The sequence below is a fragment of the Streptomyces sennicomposti genome (assembly GCF_019890635.1).
Lineage (GTDB): Bacteria > Actinomycetota > Actinomycetes > Streptomycetales > Streptomycetaceae > Streptomyces > Streptomyces sennicomposti.
On sequence record NZ_JAIOAB010000014.1, the window covers coordinates 107405 to 129035 of the forward strand.

18 protein-coding genes are annotated in these 21631 nt (G+C 73.5%); 12 read left to right on the forward strand and 6 right to left on the reverse strand.

The genetic code is table 11. From position 1 onward, the window contains the following. Positions 1 to 47 precede the first annotated feature (47 nt). The 3 genes from K7787_RS11300 (at position 48) to K7787_RS11310 (ending at position 3739) form a co-directional block, all read left to right on the forward strand. The gene (locus K7787_RS11300) at positions 48 to 719 is read left to right on the forward strand and encodes a TetR/AcrR family transcriptional regulator (protein WP_247720765.1); all 672 of its coding nucleotides are present in this window, start codon (positions 48 to 50) and stop codon (positions 717 to 719) included. A 285-nt stretch (positions 720 to 1004) separates the two neighbouring features. Further along, on the forward strand, positions 1005 to 1670 hold the full coding sequence (locus tag K7787_RS11305) for a hypothetical protein (protein WP_223001322.1): 666 nt from the start codon (positions 1005 to 1007) through the stop codon (positions 1668 to 1670). A 233-nt stretch (positions 1671 to 1903) separates the two neighbouring features. Beyond that, a complete protein-coding gene (locus K7787_RS11310; RefSeq protein ID WP_223001323.1) occupies positions 1904 to 3739 on the forward strand; it encodes a phosphatidylglycerol lysyltransferase domain-containing protein in 1836 nt (611 codons plus the stop codon). A gap of 209 nt (positions 3740 to 3948) precedes the next feature. On the opposite strand, the gene K7787_RS11315 is transcribed toward K7787_RS11310, so the two are convergent. From K7787_RS11315 to K7787_RS11330, 4 genes are all read right to left on the reverse strand, one after another. Then, positions 3949 to 5505 (reverse strand): sensor histidine kinase, encoded by a 1557-nt coding sequence (locus K7787_RS11315; RefSeq protein WP_223001324.1) that lies wholly within the window; start codon positions 5503 to 5505, stop codon positions 3949 to 3951. Continuing rightward, entirely contained in the window at positions 5506 to 6219 is a 714-nt protein-coding gene (locus K7787_RS11320; protein WP_009189970.1) for a response regulator transcription factor, read from the reverse strand. A 479-nt stretch (positions 6220 to 6698) separates the two neighbouring features. Continuing rightward, positions 6699 to 7385 carry a CE1759 family FMN reductase gene (locus K7787_RS11325; protein WP_223001325.1) on the reverse strand — a complete coding sequence of 229 codons (687 nt, stop codon included), beginning with the start codon at positions 7383 to 7385 and terminating at the stop codon, positions 6699 to 6701. Further along, positions 7382 to 8500 (reverse strand): LLM class flavin-dependent oxidoreductase, encoded by a 1119-nt coding sequence (locus tag K7787_RS11330; RefSeq protein ID WP_164388211.1) that lies wholly within the window; start codon positions 8498 to 8500, stop codon positions 7382 to 7384. The genes K7787_RS11325 and K7787_RS11330 overlap by 4 nt, the downstream gene beginning before the upstream one ends. Positions 8501 to 8606: 106 nt before the next feature. Here K7787_RS11330 and K7787_RS11335 point away from each other — a divergent pair, with 106 nt between their 5' ends. The 4 genes from K7787_RS11335 (at position 8607) to K7787_RS11350 (ending at position 11308) form a co-directional block, all read left to right on the forward strand. Next, the gene (locus K7787_RS11335) at positions 8607 to 8948 is read left to right on the forward strand and encodes a YnfA family protein (protein WP_009189967.1); all 342 of its coding nucleotides are present in this window, start codon (positions 8607 to 8609) and stop codon (positions 8946 to 8948) included. A 50-nt stretch (positions 8949 to 8998) separates the two neighbouring features. Then, positions 8999 to 9775 carry an SDR family NAD(P)-dependent oxidoreductase gene (locus K7787_RS11340; RefSeq protein ID WP_223001326.1) on the forward strand — a complete coding sequence of 259 codons (777 nt, stop codon included), beginning with the start codon at positions 8999 to 9001 and terminating at the stop codon, positions 9773 to 9775. Between the two features lie 5 nt (positions 9776 to 9780). After that, on the forward strand, positions 9781 to 9978 hold the full coding sequence (locus K7787_RS11345; protein ID WP_223001327.1) for a hypothetical protein: 198 nt from the start codon (positions 9781 to 9783) through the stop codon (positions 9976 to 9978). A 61-nt stretch (positions 9979 to 10039) separates the two neighbouring features. Next, the gene (locus K7787_RS11350) at positions 10040 to 11308 is read left to right on the forward strand and encodes a GNAT family N-acetyltransferase (RefSeq protein ID WP_223001328.1); all 1269 of its coding nucleotides are present in this window, start codon (positions 10040 to 10042) and stop codon (positions 11306 to 11308) included. A gap of 373 nt (positions 11309 to 11681) precedes the next feature. Here K7787_RS11350 and K7787_RS11355 read toward each other — a convergent pair whose 3' ends face one another. Then, positions 11682 to 12875, reverse strand: a complete 1194-nt coding sequence (locus K7787_RS11355) for an RtcB family protein (protein ID WP_223001329.1) — start codon at positions 12873 to 12875, stop codon at positions 11682 to 11684. A gap of 215 nt (positions 12876 to 13090) precedes the next feature. Here K7787_RS11355 and K7787_RS11360 point away from each other — a divergent pair, with 215 nt between their 5' ends. The 3 genes from K7787_RS11360 (at position 13091) to K7787_RS11370 (ending at position 16476) form a co-directional block, all read left to right on the forward strand. Beyond that, entirely contained in the window at positions 13091 to 14002 is a 912-nt protein-coding gene (locus K7787_RS11360) for a DUF3558 domain-containing protein (RefSeq protein ID WP_223001330.1), read from the forward strand. A 142-nt stretch (positions 14003 to 14144) separates the two neighbouring features. Beyond that, positions 14145 to 15056 carry a DUF3558 domain-containing protein gene (locus tag K7787_RS11365; RefSeq protein ID WP_247720767.1) on the forward strand — a complete coding sequence of 304 codons (912 nt, stop codon included), beginning with the start codon at positions 14145 to 14147 and terminating at the stop codon, positions 15054 to 15056. 127 nt (positions 15057 to 15183) lie between these two features. Further along, positions 15184 to 16476, forward strand: coding sequence for a DUF2637 domain-containing protein (locus tag K7787_RS11370; protein ID WP_223001332.1), 1293 nt, complete (start codon positions 15184 to 15186; stop codon positions 16474 to 16476). A gap of 72 nt (positions 16477 to 16548) precedes the next feature. Here K7787_RS11370 and lysS read toward each other — a convergent pair whose 3' ends face one another. After that, complete coding sequence (gene lysS / locus K7787_RS11375; RefSeq protein ID WP_223001333.1) at positions 16549 to 18291, reverse strand: lysine--tRNA ligase; 1743 nt, start codon at positions 18289 to 18291, stop codon at positions 16549 to 16551. 242 nt (positions 18292 to 18533) lie between these two features. Here lysS and argS point away from each other — a divergent pair, with 242 nt between their 5' ends. Both argS and K7787_RS11385 read left to right on the forward strand, forming a co-directional pair. Next, positions 18534 to 20306, forward strand: coding sequence for an arginine--tRNA ligase (gene argS, locus K7787_RS11380; RefSeq protein ID WP_223001334.1), 1773 nt, complete (start codon positions 18534 to 18536; stop codon positions 20304 to 20306). A gap of 237 nt (positions 20307 to 20543) precedes the next feature. Then, the gene (locus K7787_RS11385) at positions 20544 to 21512 is read left to right on the forward strand and encodes a PDDEXK family nuclease (protein ID WP_223001335.1); all 969 of its coding nucleotides are present in this window, start codon (positions 20544 to 20546) and stop codon (positions 21510 to 21512) included. The last annotated feature ends 119 nt before the right edge of the window (positions 21513 to 21631 follow it).

The following is a 21631-nucleotide window of genomic DNA, read 5'->3' on the forward strand; positions in this document are numbered from 1 at the left end:
AGACCGTAGCACCGGAAGCGTCGTAACGGAACAGGAGTACCGATTAGATGCCCACGCCCGCACCCGACGGCCCGGACAGACCGGACGGTCCAGGTATCACGGACTGTTCGAACAGCCCTTCCTCCTCCGCCGCCCCCGGCACCGTGCGCCCCGGCGGGCGTACCGCACGCGTACGGGAGGCCGTCCTCGACGCGGCCGGGGACGTTCTGGCCGAGGCCGGGTTCGAGGGGCTCGACCTCGCCGACATCGCCCGCCGCGCCGGGGTCGGCAAGACCACCGTGTACCGCCGCTGGGGCACCCCCGCCGGGCTCGCAGCCGATCTGCTGGAGGACATGGCCGCGCAGTCCGTGCCGCGCGCCCGCACCGGCAGCCTGGCCGAGGACCTGCGCGCCAACGCCCGGCTCGTCGTCAAGACCCTCACCGACCCCCGGCAGGGCCGCCTCTTCCGCGCGCTGATCGCGGCCTCGCTGTGCGATCCGCAGACCGCCGAGGCGCTGCACCGCTTCTACGCCGTACGGGTCGAGGAGTGGGCCGGGTGCGTCACCGACGCCGTCGGGCGCGGGGAGCTGCCCGCGGGGACCGACGCCCGCGCGGTGGTGAGCGCGGTCTCGGCGCCGCTCTACTACAGCCTGCTCAACACCGGCGAACCGCTCGACGAGGCCGCCGCCGACCGCGCCGCCGCGGCCGCCCTCGCCGCCGCCCGCGCGGGCGCGTACTGACTCCCCGGTGGCCGCACGGTGGATGCGCGGCGGCCCGTCGGCGACCGTGCGGCGGCGGCTCGCGACGGCCGCGTCCACCCGCCGGGGGGACGCCCGGTTTCGTCCGTGAGCGGGGCACTACGTACTGTAGGGGCCCGCTCGCCTTTCACACTGCCGACGGGGGATCTCATGCAGGAAGCGCACTGCCCAGGGGGCCGGCCCGGGGCCGGGACCGGTGCGAGACGCGGCGCCTCGCACCGCGAGGACGCCGAGGGCGCGCTCGGGCCGACCGTCGCCGTGCTCATCGTGAGCCTGACGATCGCGGCGGCCGGGGCGTACGAGCTGTGCGGTTTCGGGCTGCACATCCTCAATCCGCGACCGCGCCTGTTCAACAACGGCTTCGTCACCGCCGGGGTCATCGTCGCCACCATGGCGGCGGGCGCGGCGGTGGGCAACCTGGTGTGGCTGCTGACGGCGCCGCGCCGGCGCGCGGTGCGGGACGGGGGGTTCTTCTTCGGCGGTGCGGACGCCGGCAGCGACACCGGTACGGCCACGGACCACGATGCCGGTACGGTCGCGGACCGCGATGCCGGTACGGCCGCCGACCGGGACGCCCGTGGGGTCGCCCACCGCGTCACCGGTACGGCCGTGATCCCGGTTCCCGCTACCGCCGTAGCCCCGGCCGCCGATACGACCGAGTCCGCTCCGGCGACCGGCGATCAGGCCGCGGACGCCTCGCCCAGCGGCCCGGGCGTCGGTGCCGGTGAGGGTCCGGACGGCGGCCCGGACGGCGGCCCGAGCGGCAGCCCGGACACGCTCCCGGACGGTGCCCCGAGCGGCAGCCCGGACACCCTCCTGAACGGCGTCCCGGACCCCCGTCCGAGTGACGGTCCGGCAGGCGCCACCCCCGTCGGCGGCGAACCGGCCGGAGGCGCACCGACCGGAGGCGCACCGGCCGTCACCTCCGGGTAAACGTCCCCGCCCCCGTTCCTTACCTTCGCCCGCGACAGTGGGCCCCAGTGGTCCGGCCGGACCCGGCACGCCGCGAGCCGTCGGGCGCCGGGCGCTCAGCACCGAGCGCACGGCACCGAGCGGCCGTGACGGGGCGTACGCCGGGCCACGCGTGAGGCGTTCCGCCCGCCGTGCGCCCCCTTTCCACCGGTACCGCCGGTTTCACCGGCCCGCTTCGAGGTGACGTGTCACCCATGCCCGCTGATCAGTCGCTCGCCGTCCCCCCACAGCGCGACACCCGCCCCTCCGCCCGCCCCTCCCCCGGCCCCCGGCTGCGGGCGCGGGCCGCCTCCGCGACCGTCTGGTACCTGCGGCTGCTCGCGGTGCTCAACATCGTCGCGGTGCTCTCCCTGCCGTTCCGCGAGGAGGTGCACGAACACAACGCCGGCGAGTTCTTCACCCCGTACCTGGCCACCGCCGGTCTGGTCTCCGCGGCGCTCGCGCTGTTCCTGGCCGTGGTGATGCGCCGCCGCAAACGCGCCGCCTGGGTGTTCAACCTGATCCTGGCCGGCCCCCTGTTCCTGTTCTACGTCGCCGCGCTCACCCAGGACCGGTTCGCCGACCACGCCTTCAACTGGGTCTCCGCCGCGCTGACCGGCCTGTTCGTGGCCGCGCTGCTCGTCGGGCGGCGCGAGTTCAACGCCATCGGCGACCGCTCCAACCCGAGGCTGGCCCTCGCCGTCGGCGCGGCCGGCGTCCTCGTCAGCTGCGGGCTCTGCACCTGGCTGGTCGGCGCGACGAACAAGGAGCCCGGCGCCGCCGCCCTCTCCGACAAGATCGCCTACACCCTGCTGCGCGGCATCAGCGTCGGCCCGCTCGCCGACCACGTCCCCGCCGTGCACGCGCCGCGCTGGGTGGACATCACCATCAACGTCCTGATGGCCGCCACCTTCCTCCTCGTGCTCTACGTCTGCTTCCGCTCGCCGCGCGGGCGCGCCCTGCTCTCCCCCGAGGACGAGAAGCGGCTGCGCGCGCTGCTCGACCGGCACGGCGCACGCGACTCCCTCGGCTACTTCGCCCTCCGCCGCGACAAGGCCGCGATCTTCTCCCCCACCGGCAAGGCCGCCGTCACCTACCGCGTCGTGGGCGGCGTCAGCCTGGCCTCCGGGGACCCGATCGGCGACGTGGAGGCCTGGCCCGGGGCGATCGACGCCTGGCTGGACGAGGCCCGCCGGCACGCCTGGACGCCCGCCGTCATGGGCGCCGGCGAGGAGGCCGGCACGGTGTACGCACGGCACGGCCTCGACGCCCTCGAACTGGGCGACGAGGCCATCGTCGAGGTCGCCGACTTCAGCCTCGAAGGGCGGGCCATGCGGGTCGTACGGCAGGCCCACAACCGGGTCCGGCGGGCCGGTTACACCGTCACCGTCCGCCGCCACGAGGACATCCCCGACGAGGAGATGGGCCGCCTGGTCGACCGCGCCGACCACTGGCGCGACGGCGCGACCGAGCGCGGCTTCTCCATGGCGCTGGGCCGCCTCGGGGACCCGGCCGACGGGCGCTGCGTGATGCTGGAGTGCCGCGACGCCGACGGCGTGCCGCGCGCGCTGCTCAGCTTCGTGCCGTGGGGCGAGCACGGGCTCTCCCTGGACCTGATGCGGCGCGACCGCGACGCCGAGAACGGCCTGATGGAGTTCATGGTGGTCGAACTGCTGCTGCGCGCCGGGGAGATCGGCGTACGGCGGGTCTCGCTCAACTTCGCGATGTTCCGGTCGGTCTTCGAGCGCGGGGCCCGGCTCGGTGCGGGGCCGGTGCTGCGGCTGTGGCGCTCGGTGCTGACCTTCTTCTCCCGCTGGTGGCAGATCGAGTCCCTCTACCGGGCCAACGCCAAGTACCGGCCGGTGTGGGAGCCGCGGTTCCTGCTGTTCGCCAAGAGCGCCGACATCCCGCGCATCGGCATCGCCAGCGCCCGCGCCGAGGGTTTCCTCACCCCGCCCGCGCTGCCGTCGTTCACCCGCCGCAAGGAACAGCCGGCCGAGACCGCCGACGGCGGGGCGGCCGACGGCGAAGCCGCCGCTTCCGGCCGCTGAGCCGTCCCGGGCCGCGCGGGGCGGGTGCGCGGCGGGGGCGGCGGAGGATCGGTGGGCGCGCGTCGGGCTGCGGAGGTCCGGCGGGCACGCGCAGGGCCGCCGCGGAGGATCGGCGGGCGCGCAGAGCGCCGCGGAGGTGCGCGGAGGACGCGTACGCCCGCGGGTGTGCGGAGGGCGCGCGGCCCGGGAGCGGGCGTCACGTCCGCCCCTCAGCTCCCCGCGCGCCCCCCGCCGCCCTCCTGAGGGCCGCCCCGCTCGTGCCCGTACCCGCGCTCCTGCCCGTACCCCCGGTCGTGCCCATGTCCATGCGCAGGACCGCGTTCGTGCCCGTACCCCCGCTCGTGCCCCCGCTCCCGCTCCGCCCCCACCGTGAAGCCGATCACCGCGCCCCCGCCCGGCCGCCGGGAGGCGAACGGCGCGCCGCCGTGCGCCATCGCGACCTCCCGCACGATGGACAGCCCGAGCCCCGAGCCGGGCAGCGAGCGCGCGTCGGCGGCGCGGTAGAAGCGGTCGAAGACGCGGATCAGATCGCCCTCGGCGATGCCGGGCCCCCGGTCCAGGACCTCCACGCGCACGGTGCCCGGCCGGGCGGGGCCGGAGACCGCGATCTCGATGGGCGCCGTACCGCCCCGGTCGAACTTCGCGGCGTTCTCGACCAGGTTGGACAGCGCCCGCTGGAGCATGCCGGGCCGGCCGTCCACGCTCGTGTCGCCGCTCGCGCGCACCACGATGTCCCGTCCGGTGCGGCGGCGGGCGAGTCCCGCCACGTCCTCGGCGATGTCGGCGACGTCGACGCGCTGCGGGGGCTCGGAGTCGGACTGGCCGGCCGCGAGGTCGACCAGCTCGTTGACCAGGTCGGTCAGTTCGCGGGCCTCCTGGGTGAGGTCGGCGACCAGCTCCTCGCGGGTGGCGGGCGGCAGTTCGTCGATGCGGCGCAGCAGCGAGATGTTGGTGCGCAGCGAGGTGAGCGGGGTGCGCAGTTCGTGGCCCGCGTCCTGGACCAGGCGCCGCTGGTCCTCCTCGGACTGGGCGAGCCGGCCGAGCATCCGGTCGAAGGAGCGGCCGAGGCGGCCCACCTCGTCGTAGCCGGTGACGGGGACGTCCACGCCGAGCCGCCGGGTGCGGGCGACGTCCTCGGCGGCGGCGGTCAGGATGCGCAGCCGCCGGGTGATGCGGCGGGCCAGCCACCAGCCGCACAGGCCGGCCGCGACGACCACCGCGCCCATCAGGGCGAGGGTGCGCTGCTGGAGGGCGTGCAGCAGGTCCTCGGTGTCGCTGAACTCCTGGGCGACCTGGACGGCGCCGCGGCCGTCGCCGAGCGCGACGGTGGCGACGCGGTACACGTCGTCGGCGACGGCCACGTCCTGGTACTCGACGGTCTTCCCGGCCGTGGCGGCGGCCGCGACGGCCCGGTCGTCCCGGGTGACGGGCAGCGGGGGGCTGCCGTGATCCACGATCTGGCCCGCCGGGCCGAGCACCTGCACATCGGTGCGGCTGGGCCGGACGACCTCGTGGCCGGGGCGGGAGGAGGAGAAGTCCTGCGGGGTGCGGTCGTAACGGCGCACCTCGTCCTGCACGTCCTGGACGACCTGGGTGAACACCGACTGCTGGTCCACCCGCACCAGCCGGGCGGCGGAGTTGTACGACAGGATGCCGACGAGGACGGTGACGGCGGCGGTGACCAGGGCGAACGTCACGGCGAACGTGGTCCGCAGCGACGACAGGCCGGGCCGCGGGCGGTCCAGCAGCCGTGCGAGCCGGCCCACTCAGTCCTCCCGCAGCACGTACCCCACGCCGCGGACGGTGTGGATCAGCTGCGGCGCGTCCGGCTCGTCGAGCTTTCGGCGCAGATAGCCGACGTAGACGGCGAGGTTCTTGGAGCCGGGGCCGAAGTCGTAGCCCCAGATGCGGTCGTAGATCGTGGAGTGGTCGAGGACTATGCCGGCGTTGCGGACCAGCAGTTCGAGGAGTTCGAACTCGGTGCGGGTCAGCTCCAGCTCGCGGGCGCCGCGCCAGACCCGGCGGGCCTGAAGGTCCATGCGGAGACCGGCCGCCTCGATCTGCCGTTCGGGCAGCTGCGGCCCCCTGGCCGGTACGTCCTCGGCGGGGCCGGCGGCGAGGGCCGGGCTGGTGCGGCGCAGCAGGGCGCGCAGCCGGGCGAAGACCTCCTCGACGTCGAACGGCTTGACGACGTAGTCGTCGGCGCCGGCGTCCAGGCCGGCGATCCGGTCGGCGGTCTCCACCAGGGCGGTGAGCATGAGGATCGGGGTGCGGTCGCCCTCGGCGCGCAGCACCCGGCAGACCTGGAGGCCGTCGATGCCCGGCATCATCACGTCCAGGACGAGGATGTCCGGCGGGGTGCGGTGGGCCTGGGCGAGCGCCTCGACGCCGTCGGCGACCGCGATCACCTCGTAGCCCTCCAGGGTGAGCGCCCGTTCCAGGGCGTGGCGGATGGCGCGGTCGTCTTCGGCGAGCAGCACGGTCTGAGGCACGCGTCCAGTCTGCCAAGGTGACGGCAGGGCGGCCGGGGCGGACGGCCCGGCGACCGCCCTTTTTACCCGCCTCTCACCGAGCCGACGGCCCCGCCGACCCGGTAAGGCGAGCCACGGACCGGCCCCGCCGACCCGCCGCCGTCAGCCGCAGGCCGCATCCGTCGGCCCGCCGCCGTCCCCCGCAGACCGCGCTCACCGACCCGCCACGCGCGGCACCCCCGCCGATCCGCCGCAGTCAGCCACGGGCCGCACCCACCGGCCCGCCGCCGTCCCCCGCGGGCCACGCTCACCGACCCGCCACGGCCAGCGGCGGACCGTACCTGCCGATCCGCCGCAGTCAGTCCCGCGGGCCGTACCTACCGGCCCGCCGCCGTCCCCCGCGGGCCACGCTCACCGGCCCGCCACGCGCGGCACCCCCGCCGGCCCGCCGCAGTCAACCGCAGGCCCCACCCACCGACCCGCCGCCGTCAGCCGCGCAGGGCGGCCAACTGCTCCTCGAACGGCACCACCGTGAAGCCGTCCGGCTCGGCGCGGCGGGCCGCCGGGGGCGCCGGACGCTCCGCCGCTCCCGGACGCTCCGCGCCCGGCCGCCCCGCCGCCTCCGGTGGCAGCGCCGCGTCCGGTCGCCCCGCCGCTGTCGGCAGCAGCGCCGCGAGTTCCCCCGCGGCCCGCTCGACCCGCTCGGGCAGTCCCTCCGCGCCCCAGTCCTCGGAGGCGGCGTAGACGCCGGTGGGGACGACCACGGCCCGCAGGTAGGCGAAGAGCGGCCGCAGGGCGTGGTCCAGGACGAGGGAGTGGCGGGCGGTGCCGCCGGTCGCGGCGATCAGCACCGGCTTACCCGCCAGCGCGTCCTGGTCGCGCGCCCCGAGCACGTCGAAGAAGGACTTGAACAGCCCGCTGTACGACGCGGAGAACACCGGCGTGACGACGATCAGCCCGTCCGCCTCGGTCACCGCGTCCAGCGCGGCGGCCAGGGCGGGGCCGGGGAAGCCGCTGGTGAGGTTGTGCGCGACCTCCACGGCGAGGTCGCGCACCTCGATCACCCGCACCTCCGCGCCGGTGTGCGCGGCGGTCGCGGCGGCCAGCCGGTCGCCCAGCAGCCGGGTGGAGGACGGGACGCTCAGCCCCGCCGACACGACGACGAGCTTCGTCATACGGTGCTCACCTCTTCCTCCGAGTTCTCCGTCGTCCCGTCCTGGTCGCGCGCGGCCAGCAGGGAGGCGTGGGTGGGGGCGTCCGGCACGTTCGCCGGACGGTTCTTCGCGAACTCCTCGCGCAGCACCGGCACGACCTCCTCGCCGAGGATGTCGAGCTGTTCGAGGACGGTCTTCAGCGGCAGGCCGGCGTGGTCCATCAGGAACAGCTGGCGCTGGTAGTCGCCGGCGTAGTCGCGGAAGGACAGCGTCTTCTCGATGACCTGCTGCGGGGAGCCCACGGTCAGCGGGGTCTGGGCGGTGAAGTCCTCCAGGGAGGGCCCGTGGCCGTAGACCGGGGCGTTGTCGAAGTAGGGGCGGAACTCGCGCACCGCGTCCTGGCTGTTCTTCCGCATGAACACCTGGCCGCCGAGGCCCACGATCGCCTGCTCCGGGGCGCCGTGCCCGTAGTGGGCCCAGCGGTTGCGGTACAGCTCGATCATGCGCTTGGTGTGGTCGGCGGGCCAGAAGATGTTGTTGTGGAAGAAGCCGTCGCCGTAGTACGCGGCCTGCTCGGCGATCTCCGGGGACCGGATGGAGCCGTGCCAGACGAACGGCGGCACGCCGTCCAGCGGGCGGGGCGTGGAGGTGAAGCCCTGGAGCGGGGTGCGGAACCTGCCCTCCCAGTCCACGACCTCCTCGCGCCACAGCCGGTGCAGCAGGGCGTAGTTCTCGATGGCGAGGTTGATGCCCTGGCGGATGTCCTTGCCGAACCAGGGGTAGACCGGTCCGGTGTTGCCGCGGCCCATCATCAGGTCCACCCGGCCGTCCGCGAGCTGCTGGAGCATCGCGAAGTCCTCGGCGATCTTCACCGGGTCGTTGGTGGTGATCAGGGTGGTCGAGGTGGACAGGACCAGCCGCTCGGTGCGGGCGGCTATGTAGCCGAGCATGGTGGTCGGGGAGGACGGCACGAACGGCGGGTTGTGGTGCTCGCCGGTCGCGAAGACGTCCAGGCCGACCTCCTCCGCCTTCAGCGCGATGGCGACCATGGCCTTGATGCGCTCGCGCTCGGTCGGGGTCCGGCCGGTGGTGGGGTCCGGCGTGACGTCGCCGACGCTGAAGATCCCGAACTGCATGGTCGCTCACCTTCCAGGTTGTTGACTGTTCAACTACACCCCCTGGAACCAGGCGCCGCCCGCAGGTATTCCGGACCCGTCCGAGCCCGCATGCGAAGCTCCCCCCATGTCGTTCGTCCTGCGTTCCGCCGCCCTCTTCGTCGTCGCCGCCCTGTTCGAGATCGGCGGGGCCTGGCTGGTCTGGCAGGGGGTGCGCGAGCACCGCGGCTGGCTGTGGGCGGCCGGCGGCGTCCTCGCCCTCGGCGCGTACGGCTTCGTCGCCACCTTCCAGCCCGACGCGCACTTCGGCCGCATCCTCGCCGCCTACGGCGGAATCTTCGTCGCCGGATCGATCCTGTGGGGCGTGGTCGCCGACGGCTACCGCCCCGACCGGTGGGACATCGGCGGGGCCCTGGTCTGCCTGGCCGGCATGGCGCTCATCATGTGGGCGCCGCGGAACGGCGGCTGAGGTTCGCCTACGCTGGTCGGAGCCGAGCGTTCGAACCCCAGGAGCAGCCCATGGCCACCGCCGCCCCGTCCGCCGCCTCCCGCATCGCCGTCGTCACCGGTGCGAGCGGTGGTATCGGCGCCGCCACGGCCCGGCAGCTGGCCGCCGCCGGTTACCGGGTGGTGCTGACCGCGCGCCGCAAGGACCGGATCGAGGCGCTGGCCGAGGAGATCAACGCCGCCGGGCACTCCGCGACGGCCTACCCGCTGGACGTCACCGACCGCGCGGCCGTGGACGAGTTCGCCTCCGCCTTCCAGACGGTCGGCGTCCTGGTGAACAACGCGGGCGGCGCGCTCGGCGCCGACCCCGTCGCCACCGGCGACCCGGCCGACTGGCGCACGATGTACGAGACGAACGTCATCGGCACCCTGAACCTCACCCAGGCCCTGCTGCCCAAGCTGGTCGCCAGCGGCGACGGCACGGTGGTGGTCGTCTCCTCCACCGCCGGACACGCCACCTACGAGGGCGGCGCGGGCTACGTCGCCGCCAAGCACGGCGCCCATGTCCTGGCCGAGACGCTGCGCCTGGAGATCGTCGGGCAGCCGGTCCGGGTCATCGAGATCGCGCCCGGCCTGGTCAAGACCGACGAGTTCGCGCTGACCCGCTTCCGCGGCGACCAGGAGAAGGCGTCGAAGGTCTACGAGGGCGTCGCCGAGCCGCTGACCGCCGACGACGTCGCCGACACGATCGGCTGGGCGGTGACCCGTCCCAGCCACGTCAACATCGACCTCCTGATCGTCCGCCCGCGGGCGCAGGCGTCCAACACGAAACTGCACCGGGAGCGGTGAGGGCCATGGCGGAGGAGAAGCCCGAGGGGACGGCCCCGGCGGCGCCGGGCCGGGCGGCGGCGGACCGGACGGCGGCGGACCGTGAACGCCTCGCCCTGGAGAAGAAGCGCGAGCGCTACGTCTGGTACTACCTCGGCTACTTCCTCTTCGGCATCCACATCGTGGCCTTCGTGATGATCTACGCGGTACGCCACGCGAAGTAGGAACGGCATGGCTCGGCAAACCGACGACGCGCACCGCGCCCGCCGCCTAGGGTCGCTGACCGTGGACAGACACATACGCTTCGACCGCCTGCGCAACTTCCGCGACCTGGGCGGCTACGCCACCGCCGACGGGCGCCGGGTCCGCGCCGGGCTGCTGTACCGCTCCGACGGCCTGGGCAAACTGCGCACCGGCACCGAGGACTGGGACCGCTTCCTCGCCCTCGGCGTCACCACCGTGATCGACCTGCGGCACGGCTGGGAGGTCGAGCGGCAGGGCCGCGTACCGGAGCACCCGTCCTTCACGTACCACAACCTCAGCATCGAGCACCGCCCCTACGACCAGCCCTCGCTGGGCCCCGAGATCGAGCCGGGGCCGTACCTGGCCGAGCGCTACCTGGAGGTGGCCGAGGACGGCACGAAGGAGATCCGCCGGGCGCTGGAGCTGATCGCGGACGCGGCGGTCTCCGGTTCTCCCCTGGTCTTCCACTGCGCCTCGGGCAAGGACCGCACCGGCCAGCTGGCCGCCCTGGTGCTGAGCCTGCTCGGGGTGCCCGAGCCGACGGTCGTCGAGGACTTCAGCCTCACCGAGCTGGCCGCGCCCGCCCTGCTGGCCGACTGGCGGGAGCGCAACGGCGGCCGCACCCCCGCCTGGCCCGGCTACGGCCGCGCCCCCGGGTCGGTGATGCGCCTGTTCCTCGCCGCGCTGCAGCGGAGGTACGGCTCGGTGGAGGCGTACGTCGCCGACGCCCTGGAGCTGGACGCCGCCGCCCTCGCGGCCACCCTCCGCGCCCGCCTGCTGGAGCCCGCCCCCGCCTCCTGGCCCCCGCTGACCTACCGCAGGGCGGCCGAGGCCGACGCGGGCGACCTGGTGCGGCTGCGCGACAGCGCGGCCCTGTGGCAGCTGGCCCGCGGGATCGACCAGTGGAAGCCGGGCGAGAAGGACGAGGAGCACTTCCGCACCCGGATGCGGGAGGGCGAGGTGTGGCTGGCGTACGCGGGCGCGCACCTGGCCGGGGCCTGGGAGCTGTGGTGGGACGACCCGGCCGCCTGGGGCCCCCGCCCGCCCGAGGCCGGTTACGTCCACCGGCTGATGACCGTCCCGCACACCGCGCCGCCGGGTGCGGGCCGCGCCCTGCTGGCCGAAGCCGAGTCCCGGATCGCCGCGGCGGGCCGCGCCTTCGCCCGCCTCGACTGCCTCGCCGCCAACCCCCGGCTGCGCGCCTACTACGAGGCGGCCGGCTACACGGTCGTCGGCGAGCAGCACGCCAAGACGGACGGCGCGGGCAGCCCGTACGCGGTGACGCTGCTGGAGAAGCGACTGCCCGGCTGACCCGGCGCGGAAGCCGGACGGCGGGGGCTGCCGCGCGGGGGCCGGGTCGGCGGCGCTGCCACCGGAGGCCGGTCCGCGCGGAGGCCGGGGCCGCGCGGAGGCCGAACGGCGGCGCTGCCGCGCGGAAACCGCGTCCGCGCAGGCCGGACGGCGGCGCTGCCGCGCGGAGCCGGGTCGGCGCAGAGGCCGGACGGCGACTCAGGCACACGGAGGCCGGACCCGCGCGGAGGCCGGACGGCGGCGCAGGCACAAGGAGGCAGGGCCCGTGCGGAGGCCGGGCTCGCGCGGAGGCCGGGCTCGCGCGGAGGCCGGGCGGCGGCACTGCCGCGCGGAGGCCGGGGCCGCGCGCGGGCCGGGCGGCGGCACTGCCGCCTCAGCCCTTCACGCACACCACCTGCTTCAGCTTCGCCACCACCTCGACGAGGTCCCGCTGCTGGTCGATGACCTGCTCGATCGGCTTGTAGGCGCCCGGGATCTCGTCCACCACGCCGGAGTCCTTGCGGCACTCCACGCCCCGCGTCTGCTCCTCCAGGTCCTTCGTGGAGAAGCGGCGCTTGGCGGCGTTGCGGCTCATCCGGCGGCCGGCGCCGTGCGAGGCGGAGTTGAAGGACTTCTCGTTGCCGAGGCCCTTCACGATGTACGAGCCGGTGCCCATGGAGCCGGGGATGATGCCGTAGTCGCCGGAGCCCGCGCGGATCGCGCCCTTGCGGGTGACCAGCAGATCCATTCCGTCGTACCGCTCCTCCGCCACGTAGTTGTGGTGGCAGGAGATCTCCTGCTCGAAGGCCGGCTTCGCCTTCTTGAACTCCTTGCGGACGACGTCCTTCAGCAGCGCCATCATCAGCGTGCGGTTGTACTTGGCGTACTCCTGCGCCCAGAACAGGTCGTTGCGGTAGGCGGCCATCTGCGGGGTGTCGGCCACGAAGACGGCGAGGTCGCGGTCGACCAGTCCCTGGTTGTGCGGAAGCTTCTGCGCGACGCCGATGTGGTGCTCGGCGAGTTCCTTGCCGATGTTGCGGGACCCGGAGTGCAGCATCAGCCACACCGCGCCGCCCTCGTCCACGCAGATCTCGATGAAGTGGTTGCCCGACCCCAGCGTCCCCATCTGCCTGACCGCCCGCTCCTGACGGAACCTCACCGCCTCGGCGACCCCGTCGAAACGGTCCCAGAAGCCGTCCCAGCCGGAGGTGGGCAGGGCGTGGAAACGGCCGGGGTCCAGCGGGTCGTCGTGCATCCCGCGGCCCACCGGAATGGCCTGCTCGATCTTCGAGCGCAGCCGGGACAGGTCGCCGGGCAGGTCGTTCGCGGTCAGCGAGGTCTTCACCGCCGACATCCCGCAGCCGATGTCCACGCCCACCGCCGCCGGGCACACCGCGCCCCGCATCGCGATGACCGAGCCGACCGTCGCGCCCTTGCCGTAGTGCACGTCGGGCATGACGGCGAGGCCCTTGATCCAGGGCAGGGTGGCGACGTTCTGCAACTGCTGCAGCGCCGCGCCCTCGACCGCCGCCGGGTCGGTCCACATCCGTATGGGGACCTTCGCCCCCGGCATCTCCACGTACGACATGACGTCCTCGTTCCCCCGGAAAAAGTACAGAAGTCTCAAAAGGCATGAACCGCATGAATCGCAATGCCGGTGCCAGGGTCGACGAAACAGGACATCGGACCGGCATCCACGGCAGTGCGTGCGATACACATTGTCTCCAGGAGACGCCCCCGCCCGGCAAGCGAATAACCGGGCGCGCCACCGGCGGGGCGGAGGAGACCGAGAGGAGCCTGCCCGTGCTGCGGAAGGCGTACGTATCCGGCGCGGGCGCGGTCCTCGCCGCGCTGCTGCTGGCCGGCTGCACCGGCGGCTCGTCGGACGGCGGCCAGGCCGACGACGCCAACCCGGACGGCTCCGGCGCCGCCGCCGCTGCCGCGCAGCCCGGCAAGTACCGCACCCTGCCCGAGGCGTGCGGCGCGGTGACGCACACCTCGCTCGACGCGCTGCTGCCCGGCATCGCGCAGCTCACGGACGTGGACCAGCGCGAGAAGGCCTACGAGGGCGAGGCCACGCTCACCTACGACACCGACCGCAAGGTGGGCTGCCGCTGGAAGGTGGACGCCCCGGCCGCCACCGACCGGCTGCACGTCGACTTCGAGCGGGTCGTCTCCTACGACAACGCGGTCAGCGACGACAGCCAGGCCGAGTCGGTGTTCGCCGCCAAGCGCACCGCCGCGGGGCTGCCCGAGCCCGCCGCGACCTCCACCGCCACGACCCCCACCGGGTCCGGGTCCGGGGCCGTCCCGGGCGCGGGCGGCGGCGCGCCCTCCGCCTCCGGGGCGCCCACCCCGTCCTCGTCCGCCTCCTCCGCGTCGTCGGACTCCGCCGCCGACGCCACCGACTCCACCGCCGGCGCCGACTCCACCGGCTCGACCGGCTCGACCGGCTCCACCGACGACCCCGCCGACCTCCAGCCGCGGCTGCTGGACGACCTCGGCGACGAGGCGTTCCTCGACGACACCCTCAGCAGCTCCGGTTCGACGGCGAAGCAGCGCACCGTGACTGTGGCGTTCCGCACGTCGAACGTGATCGTGACCATCGAGTACGAGGAGCAGCCGGCCTCCGTCGGCGTGCTGCCCGACAGCAAGGAAATGCAGGACAAGGCCCGGAATCTGGCGGCCCGTCTGGCCGATTCGCTGGGCGGTTGACCTCTGCCGCACGGCACTTGGCGCGGTGGCGCGAAGCCGGTGAAGCGGAACCACACAGCTGTTCCACCGCGTACCGTGGCCCCTCGGACCCGATCCCCGACCGCAGGAACCACGAGCCACCAGCGTCATGAGTGAAGGAACCATGCAGCGAGCACAGCGAGCCCCGCACAGTCCGCGAGCGAAGCGCCTGAACCGTGTCCTTGCCGGCGCGACGGCCGTCCCCGTGCTGTTCCTGGCCGCGGCCTGCTCCTCGGACTCCGGCTCCGACGCCGACGCGAAGGCGAGCGCGTCGGCCTCCGCCTCCGCCTCGGCGAGCGCGAGCGCGTCCCCGACGGTCCCGGCCGCGAAGTACGCGAAGCTGCCCGAGGCGTGCAAGACGCTGTCCGGCAAGACCCTGGACGACCTGGTGCCGGGCGGCGCGAAGTCCGCCAAGGAGGGCTCCTCCAGCGATGTGTCCACGCGGGCGAGCTGCTCCTGGAACGGCCTGGACAACAACGGCGTCAAGGGCTCCCAGTACCGCTGGCTGAACGTGTCGCTGCTGCGCTTCGCGTCCGACCCCGCGCGCGGCGCGGGCGAGGAGCAGGCGCGGACGTACTTCCGTCAGCAGGTGCAGGACGCGCAGGCGGAGACCGGCGCGAAGAACACCAAGGCGCAGCCGGTGTCCAAGACGGGCGACGAGGCGACGCTGGTGCGCTACGAGCTGAAGAAGAAGGAAGGCGTCTTCAAGCAGCAGACGGTCGTGGCGCGGGTGGCGAACGTGGTGGTCACCGTCGACTACAACGGCGCGGGGCTCGCCGGTGACAAGTCCCCGGACGCGGACGACCTGGCGGCGTCGGCCGAGAAGGTCGCCAAGGAGACCGTGGCCGCGGTGGCGAAGGCCAACGGCGAGGGCGGCTCCTCGGCGGACCCGGCCTCCCCGTCGGCGTCGAAGTCGTCGGGCTCGTCGGCGTCCCCGTCGGCGTCGGCCGGCAAGGCGGGCGCCTCGAAGGGCGCGTCGCCGTCGGCCTCGGCATCCGCCTCGGCGTCGGCCTCCGCGTCCGCCGCGGACAGCTGACCGCCGCGCGCCGACCGGTCCACGGCCCCGCGGCCGTGGACCGGGGCATTCCGATCCGGCCACGCGTTCCCCGGACAGATGTGCCACTCTGTTGCGCGCAACGACAGGCAACGGGAGGGGAGTACGAGTGGCCGCGCCACTGCAGCTGACTCGGATGCACCGGGTACTCATCGGCGTGGTCGTGACCGGCGCCGTGATCATCGCCGGCATCGGCTTCGCCGGTTCCTACGCGGCCGTGCGCGAACTGGCCTGGAAGAAGGGCTTCGGGAACTTCGCGTACGTCTTCCCGGTCGGCATCGACGCGGGCATCTGCGTGCTGCTCGCCCTGGACCTGCTGCTGACCTGGATCCGCATCCCGTTCCCGCTGCTGCGCCAGACGGCGTGGGTGCTCACGGCGGCGACGATCGCGTTCAACGGCGCCGCCGCCTGGCCCGATCCGCTCGGCGTCGGCATGCACGCGGTGATCCCGGTGCTGTTCGTCGTCGCCGTCGAGGCGGCCCGGCACGCGGTCGGCCGAATAGCCGACATCACGGCCGACAAGCATATGGAGGGCGTCCGCCTCACCCGCTGGCTGCTCTCCCCCCTGCCGACCTTCCTGCTGTGGCGCCGGATGAAGCTGTGGGAGCTGCGCTCCTACGAGCAGGTGATCAAGCTGGAGCAGGAGCGGCTGGTGTACCAGGCGCGGCTGCGGTCCCGGTTCGGCCGGGCCTGGCGGCGCAAGGCGCCGGTGGAGTCGCTGATGCCGCTGCGGCTGGCCCGCTACGGCGTGCCGTTGGCGGAGACCGCCCCGGCGGGCCTGGCGGCGGCGGGCATCGAGCCCGCGCTGCTGCCGCCGGCCCCCCAGGCGGAGGTGCCCGCGGGCGCCCGCGCGGCGGTGCCCGGCCCCCGGCGGCCGGAGGGTGCCGGGCAGCGCCCGGAGCTGGCCGGCCGCCCGGATGTGCCGCAGCCGGTCCCGGCCGCGGAGCCGGAGCCGGACGAGAGCAGCCCGTGGTTCAACGCCGCGCGCCGCATCGAGTACCACGGCGGCTACGACCCCACCTACGACCCGGCCGAGCAGTACGCCTCCTGGTACGAGGAGCAGCGGCAGGCCGAGCAGTACCGGGACCAGTACGAGGAGGAGCCGCCGGCGCAGGAGCCCTCCCCGGAGGAGACCGGCAGCTTCCCCATCCCGGTGGTGCCGGGCGGCCGGACCCGGGAGCTGGGCGAGGGCGGCGGCACGCCGGCGGCGGAGCCCGCCGAGGAGGACTACTACCAGGTCTTCCGCAAGTCGATCGACGGCAGCTACCCCACGGCCGCGCAGTTCGCGGACGCCGTGGAGGCGACGTACGGCATCGCGCTGACGCAGCCCGAGGCCACGCACATGGTCGACCTCTTCACCAAGCGCTTCAACGCGCAACTGGAGGAGGACCACATCGCGTAGGCGGTACGCGCACGACGAGGAGGGGGCGCCCGGTGATCACCGGGCGCCCCCTCCTCGTACTACCGCGGCCGCTTACTCCCCGAGGAGGGTGCGGACCCGGTCCTGGCCGACCGCGAGGAGCAGCGTGGGCAGGCGCGGGCCGGTGTCGCGGCCGACGAGCAGGTGGTAGAGCAGCGCGAAGAACGTCCGCTGGGCGGTCTTGATCTCCGGCGGCAGCTCCTTGGGCGTGGCGTCGGCGGAGAACCCGGCCTGGACCTTGGGCACGCCGTAGACCAGGTGGGTCAGGCCGTCCAGCGACCAGTGGTCGGCGAGCCCGTCGAGCAGCAGCCGCACCGACTGCCGGGAGGCCTCGTCCAGCGACTTCAGCAGCTCGGTGTCAGGCTCGTCGCGGACGATGGTGCGCTGGTCGGCGGGGACGTGGGTGTTGATCCACGCCTCCGCCTTGTCGTAGCGGGGCCGGGCCTCGTCCAGGGAGGACAGCGGGTTCGCCGGGTCCAGCTCGGACAGGATGCGCAGCGCCTGGTCCTGGTGGCCGGCGGTGATGTCGGCGACCGAGGCGAGCGTGCGGTACGGCAGCGGGCGGGCGGTCTTCGGCAGCTCGCCGGCGGCGGTGCCCACGGCCCGCGTGTAGGCGGCCACGTCGCCGGGGAGCGCCGAACCGTCGGCGACCTTCGCGGCGAGCTTGTCCCACTCGTCGTACAGCCGCTGGATCTCCTGGTCGAAGGCGATCTTGAAGGACTGGTTGGGGCGGCGGCGGGCGTACAGCCAGCGCAGGAGCTGCGGCTCCATGATCTTCAGCGCGTCGGCGGGCGTGGGGACGCCGCCGCGCGAGGACGACATCTTGGCCATGCCGGAGATGCCGACGAAGGCGTACATCGGCCCGATGGGCTGCTGTCCGCCGAAGATGCCGACGATCTGGCCGCCGACCTGGAAGCTGGAGCCGGGCGAGGAGTGGTCGACGCCGGACGGCTCGAAGATCACGCCCTCGTAGGCCCAGCGCATCGGCCAGTCGACCTTCCAGACCAGCTTGCCGCGGTTGAACTCCTCCAGGCGCACCGTCTCCGAGAAGGCGCACGCCGTGCAGGTGTAGGTCAGCTCGGTGGAGTCGTCGTCGTAGGCGGTGACGGTGGTGAGGTCCTTCTCGCAGTTGCCGCAGTACGGCTTGTACGGGAAGTAGCCGGCCGATCCGGAGCTGCCGTCGTCCTCGGCGGCGGCGCCGGAGCCCTCGGCGGCCTCCAGCTCGGCCTCGTCCACCGGCTTCTGCTGCTGCTTCTTGGCCGGTGCCTTCTTGGTGCGGTACTGCGCGAGGATCGCGTCGATGTCGGCGCGGTGGCGCATCGCGTGCAGGATCTGGTCGCGGTAGACGCCCGAGGTGTACTGCTCGGTCTGGCTGATGCCGTCGAACTCCACGCCCAGCTCGGCCAGCGACTCGATCATCGCGGCCTTGAAGTGCTCGGCCCAGTTCGGGTGGGCGGAGCCCTTGGGGGCGGGGACGGAGGTCAGCGGCTTGCCGATGTGCTCGGCCCACGACTCGTCCACGCCGCTGATCCCGGCCGGGACCTTGCGGTAGCGGTCGTAGTCGTCCCAGGAGATCAGGTGGCGGACCCGGTGTCCCCGGCGGCGGATCTCGTCGGCGACGAGGTGCGGGGTCATGACCTCGCGCAGGTTGCCGAGGTGGATGGGGCCGGACGGCGACAGTCCGGACGCGACGACGACCGGTTTGCCCGGGGCCCGACGCTCCGATTCCTCGATGACCTCATCCGCGAAACGGGAGACCCAGTCGGTGGTCTCGGTGCTTTGAGCCACGGTCGGCACGTCCTCTTTCCTGAAGTTCCTCGGTCGGTGCTGCGTGCGCGGTCGGCGCGGTCGCGGGGGCGACAGCGGACGCGTTCACACCATTGTCCCAGGCCGGACGGCAACCGCGAAAACGCCTTTTCACCGCGTTGGACGGCCGCGGGCGCCCCGCGGTTGGCCCGTCGCCCGGAAAATTCGCTTTACCCCGCGTGGGATACTGGCCGGGACTATCCATCCCCACGAGGAGAACGGCACCCCTTCCTATGGCCTCGGTCCAGTCCCTCACGTCCGCCGTCCATCAGCGCCTCGCGAACGCCCTCTCGGCAGCCCTGCCGGAGGCCGCCGACGCGGACCCGCTGCTGCGACGAAGCGACCGGGCGGACTTCCAGGCCAACGGGATCCTCGCGCTGGCGAAGAAGGCCAAGGCCAACCCGCGGGAGCTGGCGACCCAGGTCGTCGCGCAGGTCACCGCCGGCGACCTGATCAAGGACATCGAGGTGTCCGGCCCCGGCTTCCTCAACATCACCGTCTCCGACCGGGCGATCGTGGAGAACCTCGCCGCGCGCGCCACCGACCCGGCCGGCCGGCTCGGCGTGCCGCAGGCCGACCACCCGGGCACCACGGTGATCGACTACGCCCAGCCGAACGTCGCCAAGGAGATGCACGTCGGCCATCTGCGCTCGGCGGTCATCGGCGACGCGCTCGTGCAGCTGCTGGAGTTCACCGGGGAGAGTGTGGTGCGCCGCCACCACATCGGCGACTGGGGCACCCAGTTCGGCATGCTCATCCAGTACCTGGACGAGCACCCGCACGAGCTGGACCACAAGGCGTCCGAGGTGAGCGGCGACGAGGCGATGTCGAACCTCGACCGGCTGTACAAGGCCGCCCGCAAGCTGTTCGACTCCGACGAGGAGTTCAAGACGCGCGCCCGGCGCCGGGTGGTGGACCTCCAGGCCGGCGACCCGCACACGGTCGCGATCTGGCAGAAGTTCGTGGACGAGTCGAAGATCTACTTCTTCTCCGTCTTCGAGAAGCTGGACATGGAGGTCCGGGACGCGGACATCATCGGCGAGTCCGGCTACAACGACATGCTCGCCGAGACCTGCCGCCTGCTGGAGGAGTCCGGCGTCGCGGTCCGCTCCGAGGGCGCGCTGTGCGTCTTCTTCGACGACATCAAGGGCCCCGACGGCAACCCGGTCCCGCTGATCGTCCAGAAGTCCGACGGCGGCTACGGCTACGCGGCCACCGACCTCTCGGCGATCCGCGACCGCGTCTTCAACCTCAAGGCGAGCACCCTGCTGTACGTGGTGGACGCGCGCCAGTCCCTGCACTTCAAGATGGTCTTCGAGACCGCGCGCCGGGCCGGCTGGCTCGGTGACGACGTCACCGCGCACCAGCTGGCGTTCGGCACGGTGCTGGGCAAGGACGGCAAGCCGTTCAAGACCCGCGCCGGCGAGACCGTCAAGCTCCAGGACCTGCTGGACTCGGCGGTGGAGCGGGCCACGGCGGTCGTCCGCGAGAAGGCCGAGAAGGTGGGCCTCACCGAGGAGGAGATCGTCGAGAACGGCCGCTACGTCGGCATCGGCGCGGTCAAGTACGCCGACCTGTCGACCTCCGCGGTGCGCGACTACAAGTTCGACCTGGACCAGATGGTCTCGCTCAACGGCGACACCTCGGTCTACCTCCAGTACGCCTACGCCCGTATCCAGTCCATCCTGCGCAAGGCGGGCGAGGCGCGCCCGGCGGCCCACCCCGAACTGGAACTCGCCCCCGCCGAGCGGGAACTGGGCCTCCAGCTGGACCGCTTCGGCGAGACGGTCCTGGAGGTCGCGGCCTCCTACGAGCCGCACAAGCTGGCCGCGTACCTCTACCAGCTGGCCTCGCTGCTGACGACGTTCTACGACCAGTGCCAGGTCCTCTCCCCCGACAACGCCCCGGAGGTCGTGGAGAACCGCCTGTTCCTGGTCGACCTCACCGCCCGCACCCTCCACCAGGGCATGACCCTCCTGGGCATCAGGACACCGGAACGACTCTGAGGACCGCCCCCGAGGCGCCGCCATCGCGAGGGACCTCCGCTTCGGGGGCCTCAGAAAGACTGACGTCCCGGCGCCCGTGCCCCCCGGCGACTTGATCGAGGCCTACGGCCTGGACAGCGTGGTCTTCTTCCCACGCTGCCAGGCCGACGGCGCCGCCGACCACGCCGCCGACGCCCGAACATCGTCTGTTATCCACAGGGTGAACCGGGGTGGGCCGTCTTCTGTCACCTTGTCGGGGTGAAGCACAAGGCGCTGTGTGAACTGGCCGACGGAGGTGTCCTGCTCACCTCCCGCGCCCTCGCGGCCGGCTGGCCCCGCCGCAGCCTGACCCGAGAACTCCGCACCCAGGGCTGGACCCGGCTGTACGTCGGCGCCTGGGTCGCGCCGGGGCGCGTCCCGGATTTCACCGCCCGCCTGCGGGCGGTGCAGTCCCTCCGGCCGCGCCTCGTCGTCAGCCACCGCTCGGCGGCCGCGCTCTGGGGGATCGAACTGCTCCGCCGGTTCCCCCGGACGCCCCTCGAACTCATCGACCCCGGCCGCGGCGTACGGCAGAACGACGCGGGCACGCGCGTGTACCGCATGCACCTGGACCCGAACGACGTGGTGCGCAGCCGCGACTTCCGGTTCACCGCCGTGCGCCGCACGCTCACCGACCTCCTCCTGACCGGCCCGAGGGACGAGGCGATCGTCGCCGTGGACTCCGCACTGGCGGACCGGAAGATCGACGGCCTCCACCGCCCCTCCCTCACCGACCTCGCCGCGCTCACCGCGGCGTTCGAAGCCCGCGTCCAGGGGCCGCGCAGCCTGCGGGGCGCGGTCAGGGCGAGCGGCTGGCTGGACCTGTGCGACCCGCAGTCCGGCTCACCGGCCGAGACGATCGCCCGCCTGCGCCTGTACGACGCCGGCCTGCGCCCCGAGTCCCAGGTACGGCTCGTCACCGCGACCGGACGCCGGGTGCGCCTGGACTTCCTCTTCCGCGAAGCGGGCCTCGCGGTGGAGATCGAGGGCTACGCCTACCACGGCACCCGCGAGGCCCACCGCGAGGACATCGACCGCTTCAACCAGATCCTCCAGTGCCCGGAGGTCCGAAGCCTCCTCCGCTTCACCGCCGAGACCGTGCTGTACCGCCCGGAGGCCATGCTCAGGGAGATTTGGGCGGCCTTGGGGGGGGCTCGTCGCTTCGGGGAGGGGCTGGAGGGAGGGTGAGGGCCGGTGAGGGCCGGTGAGGGCCGGTGAGGGCCGGTGAGGGCCGGTGAGGGCCGGTGAGGGCCGGTGAGGGCCGGTGAGGGCCGGTGAGGGCCGGTGAGGGGGCCCGGGGGGAGTGG

Excerpts from the sequence above, each read along its gene's own strand:
- K7787_RS11300 (WP_247720765.1), top strand. The coding sequence starts at position 48 with ATGCCCACGCCCGCACCCGACGGCCCGGACAGACCGGACGGTCCAGGT.
- K7787_RS11310 (WP_223001323.1), top strand. The coding sequence starts at position 1,904 with ATGCCCGCTGATCAGTCGCTCGCCGTCCCCCCACAGCGCGACACCCGC.
- K7787_RS11325 (WP_223001325.1), bottom strand. The coding sequence starts at position 7,385 with ATGACGAAGCTCGTCGTCGTGTCGGCGGGGCTGAGCGTCCCGTCCTCC.
- K7787_RS11330 (WP_164388211.1), bottom strand. The coding sequence starts at position 8,500 with ATGCAGTTCGGGATCTTCAGCGTCGGCGACGTCACGCCGGACCCCACC.
- K7787_RS11335 (WP_009189967.1), top strand. The coding sequence starts at position 8,607 with ATGTCGTTCGTCCTGCGTTCCGCCGCCCTCTTCGTCGTCGCCGCCCTG.
- K7787_RS11340 (WP_223001326.1), top strand. The coding sequence starts at position 8,999 with ATGGCCACCGCCGCCCCGTCCGCCGCCTCCCGCATCGCCGTCGTCACC.
- K7787_RS11345 (WP_223001327.1), top strand. The coding sequence starts at position 9,781 with ATGGCGGAGGAGAAGCCCGAGGGGACGGCCCCGGCGGCGCCGGGCCGG.
- K7787_RS11355 (WP_223001329.1), bottom strand. The coding sequence starts at position 12,875 with ATGTCGTACGTGGAGATGCCGGGGGCGAAGGTCCCCATACGGATGTGG.
- K7787_RS11365 (WP_247720767.1), top strand. The coding sequence starts at position 14,145 with ATGCAGCGAGCACAGCGAGCCCCGCACAGTCCGCGAGCGAAGCGCCTG.
- argS (WP_223001334.1), top strand. The coding sequence starts at position 18,534 with ATGGCCTCGGTCCAGTCCCTCACGTCCGCCGTCCATCAGCGCCTCGCG.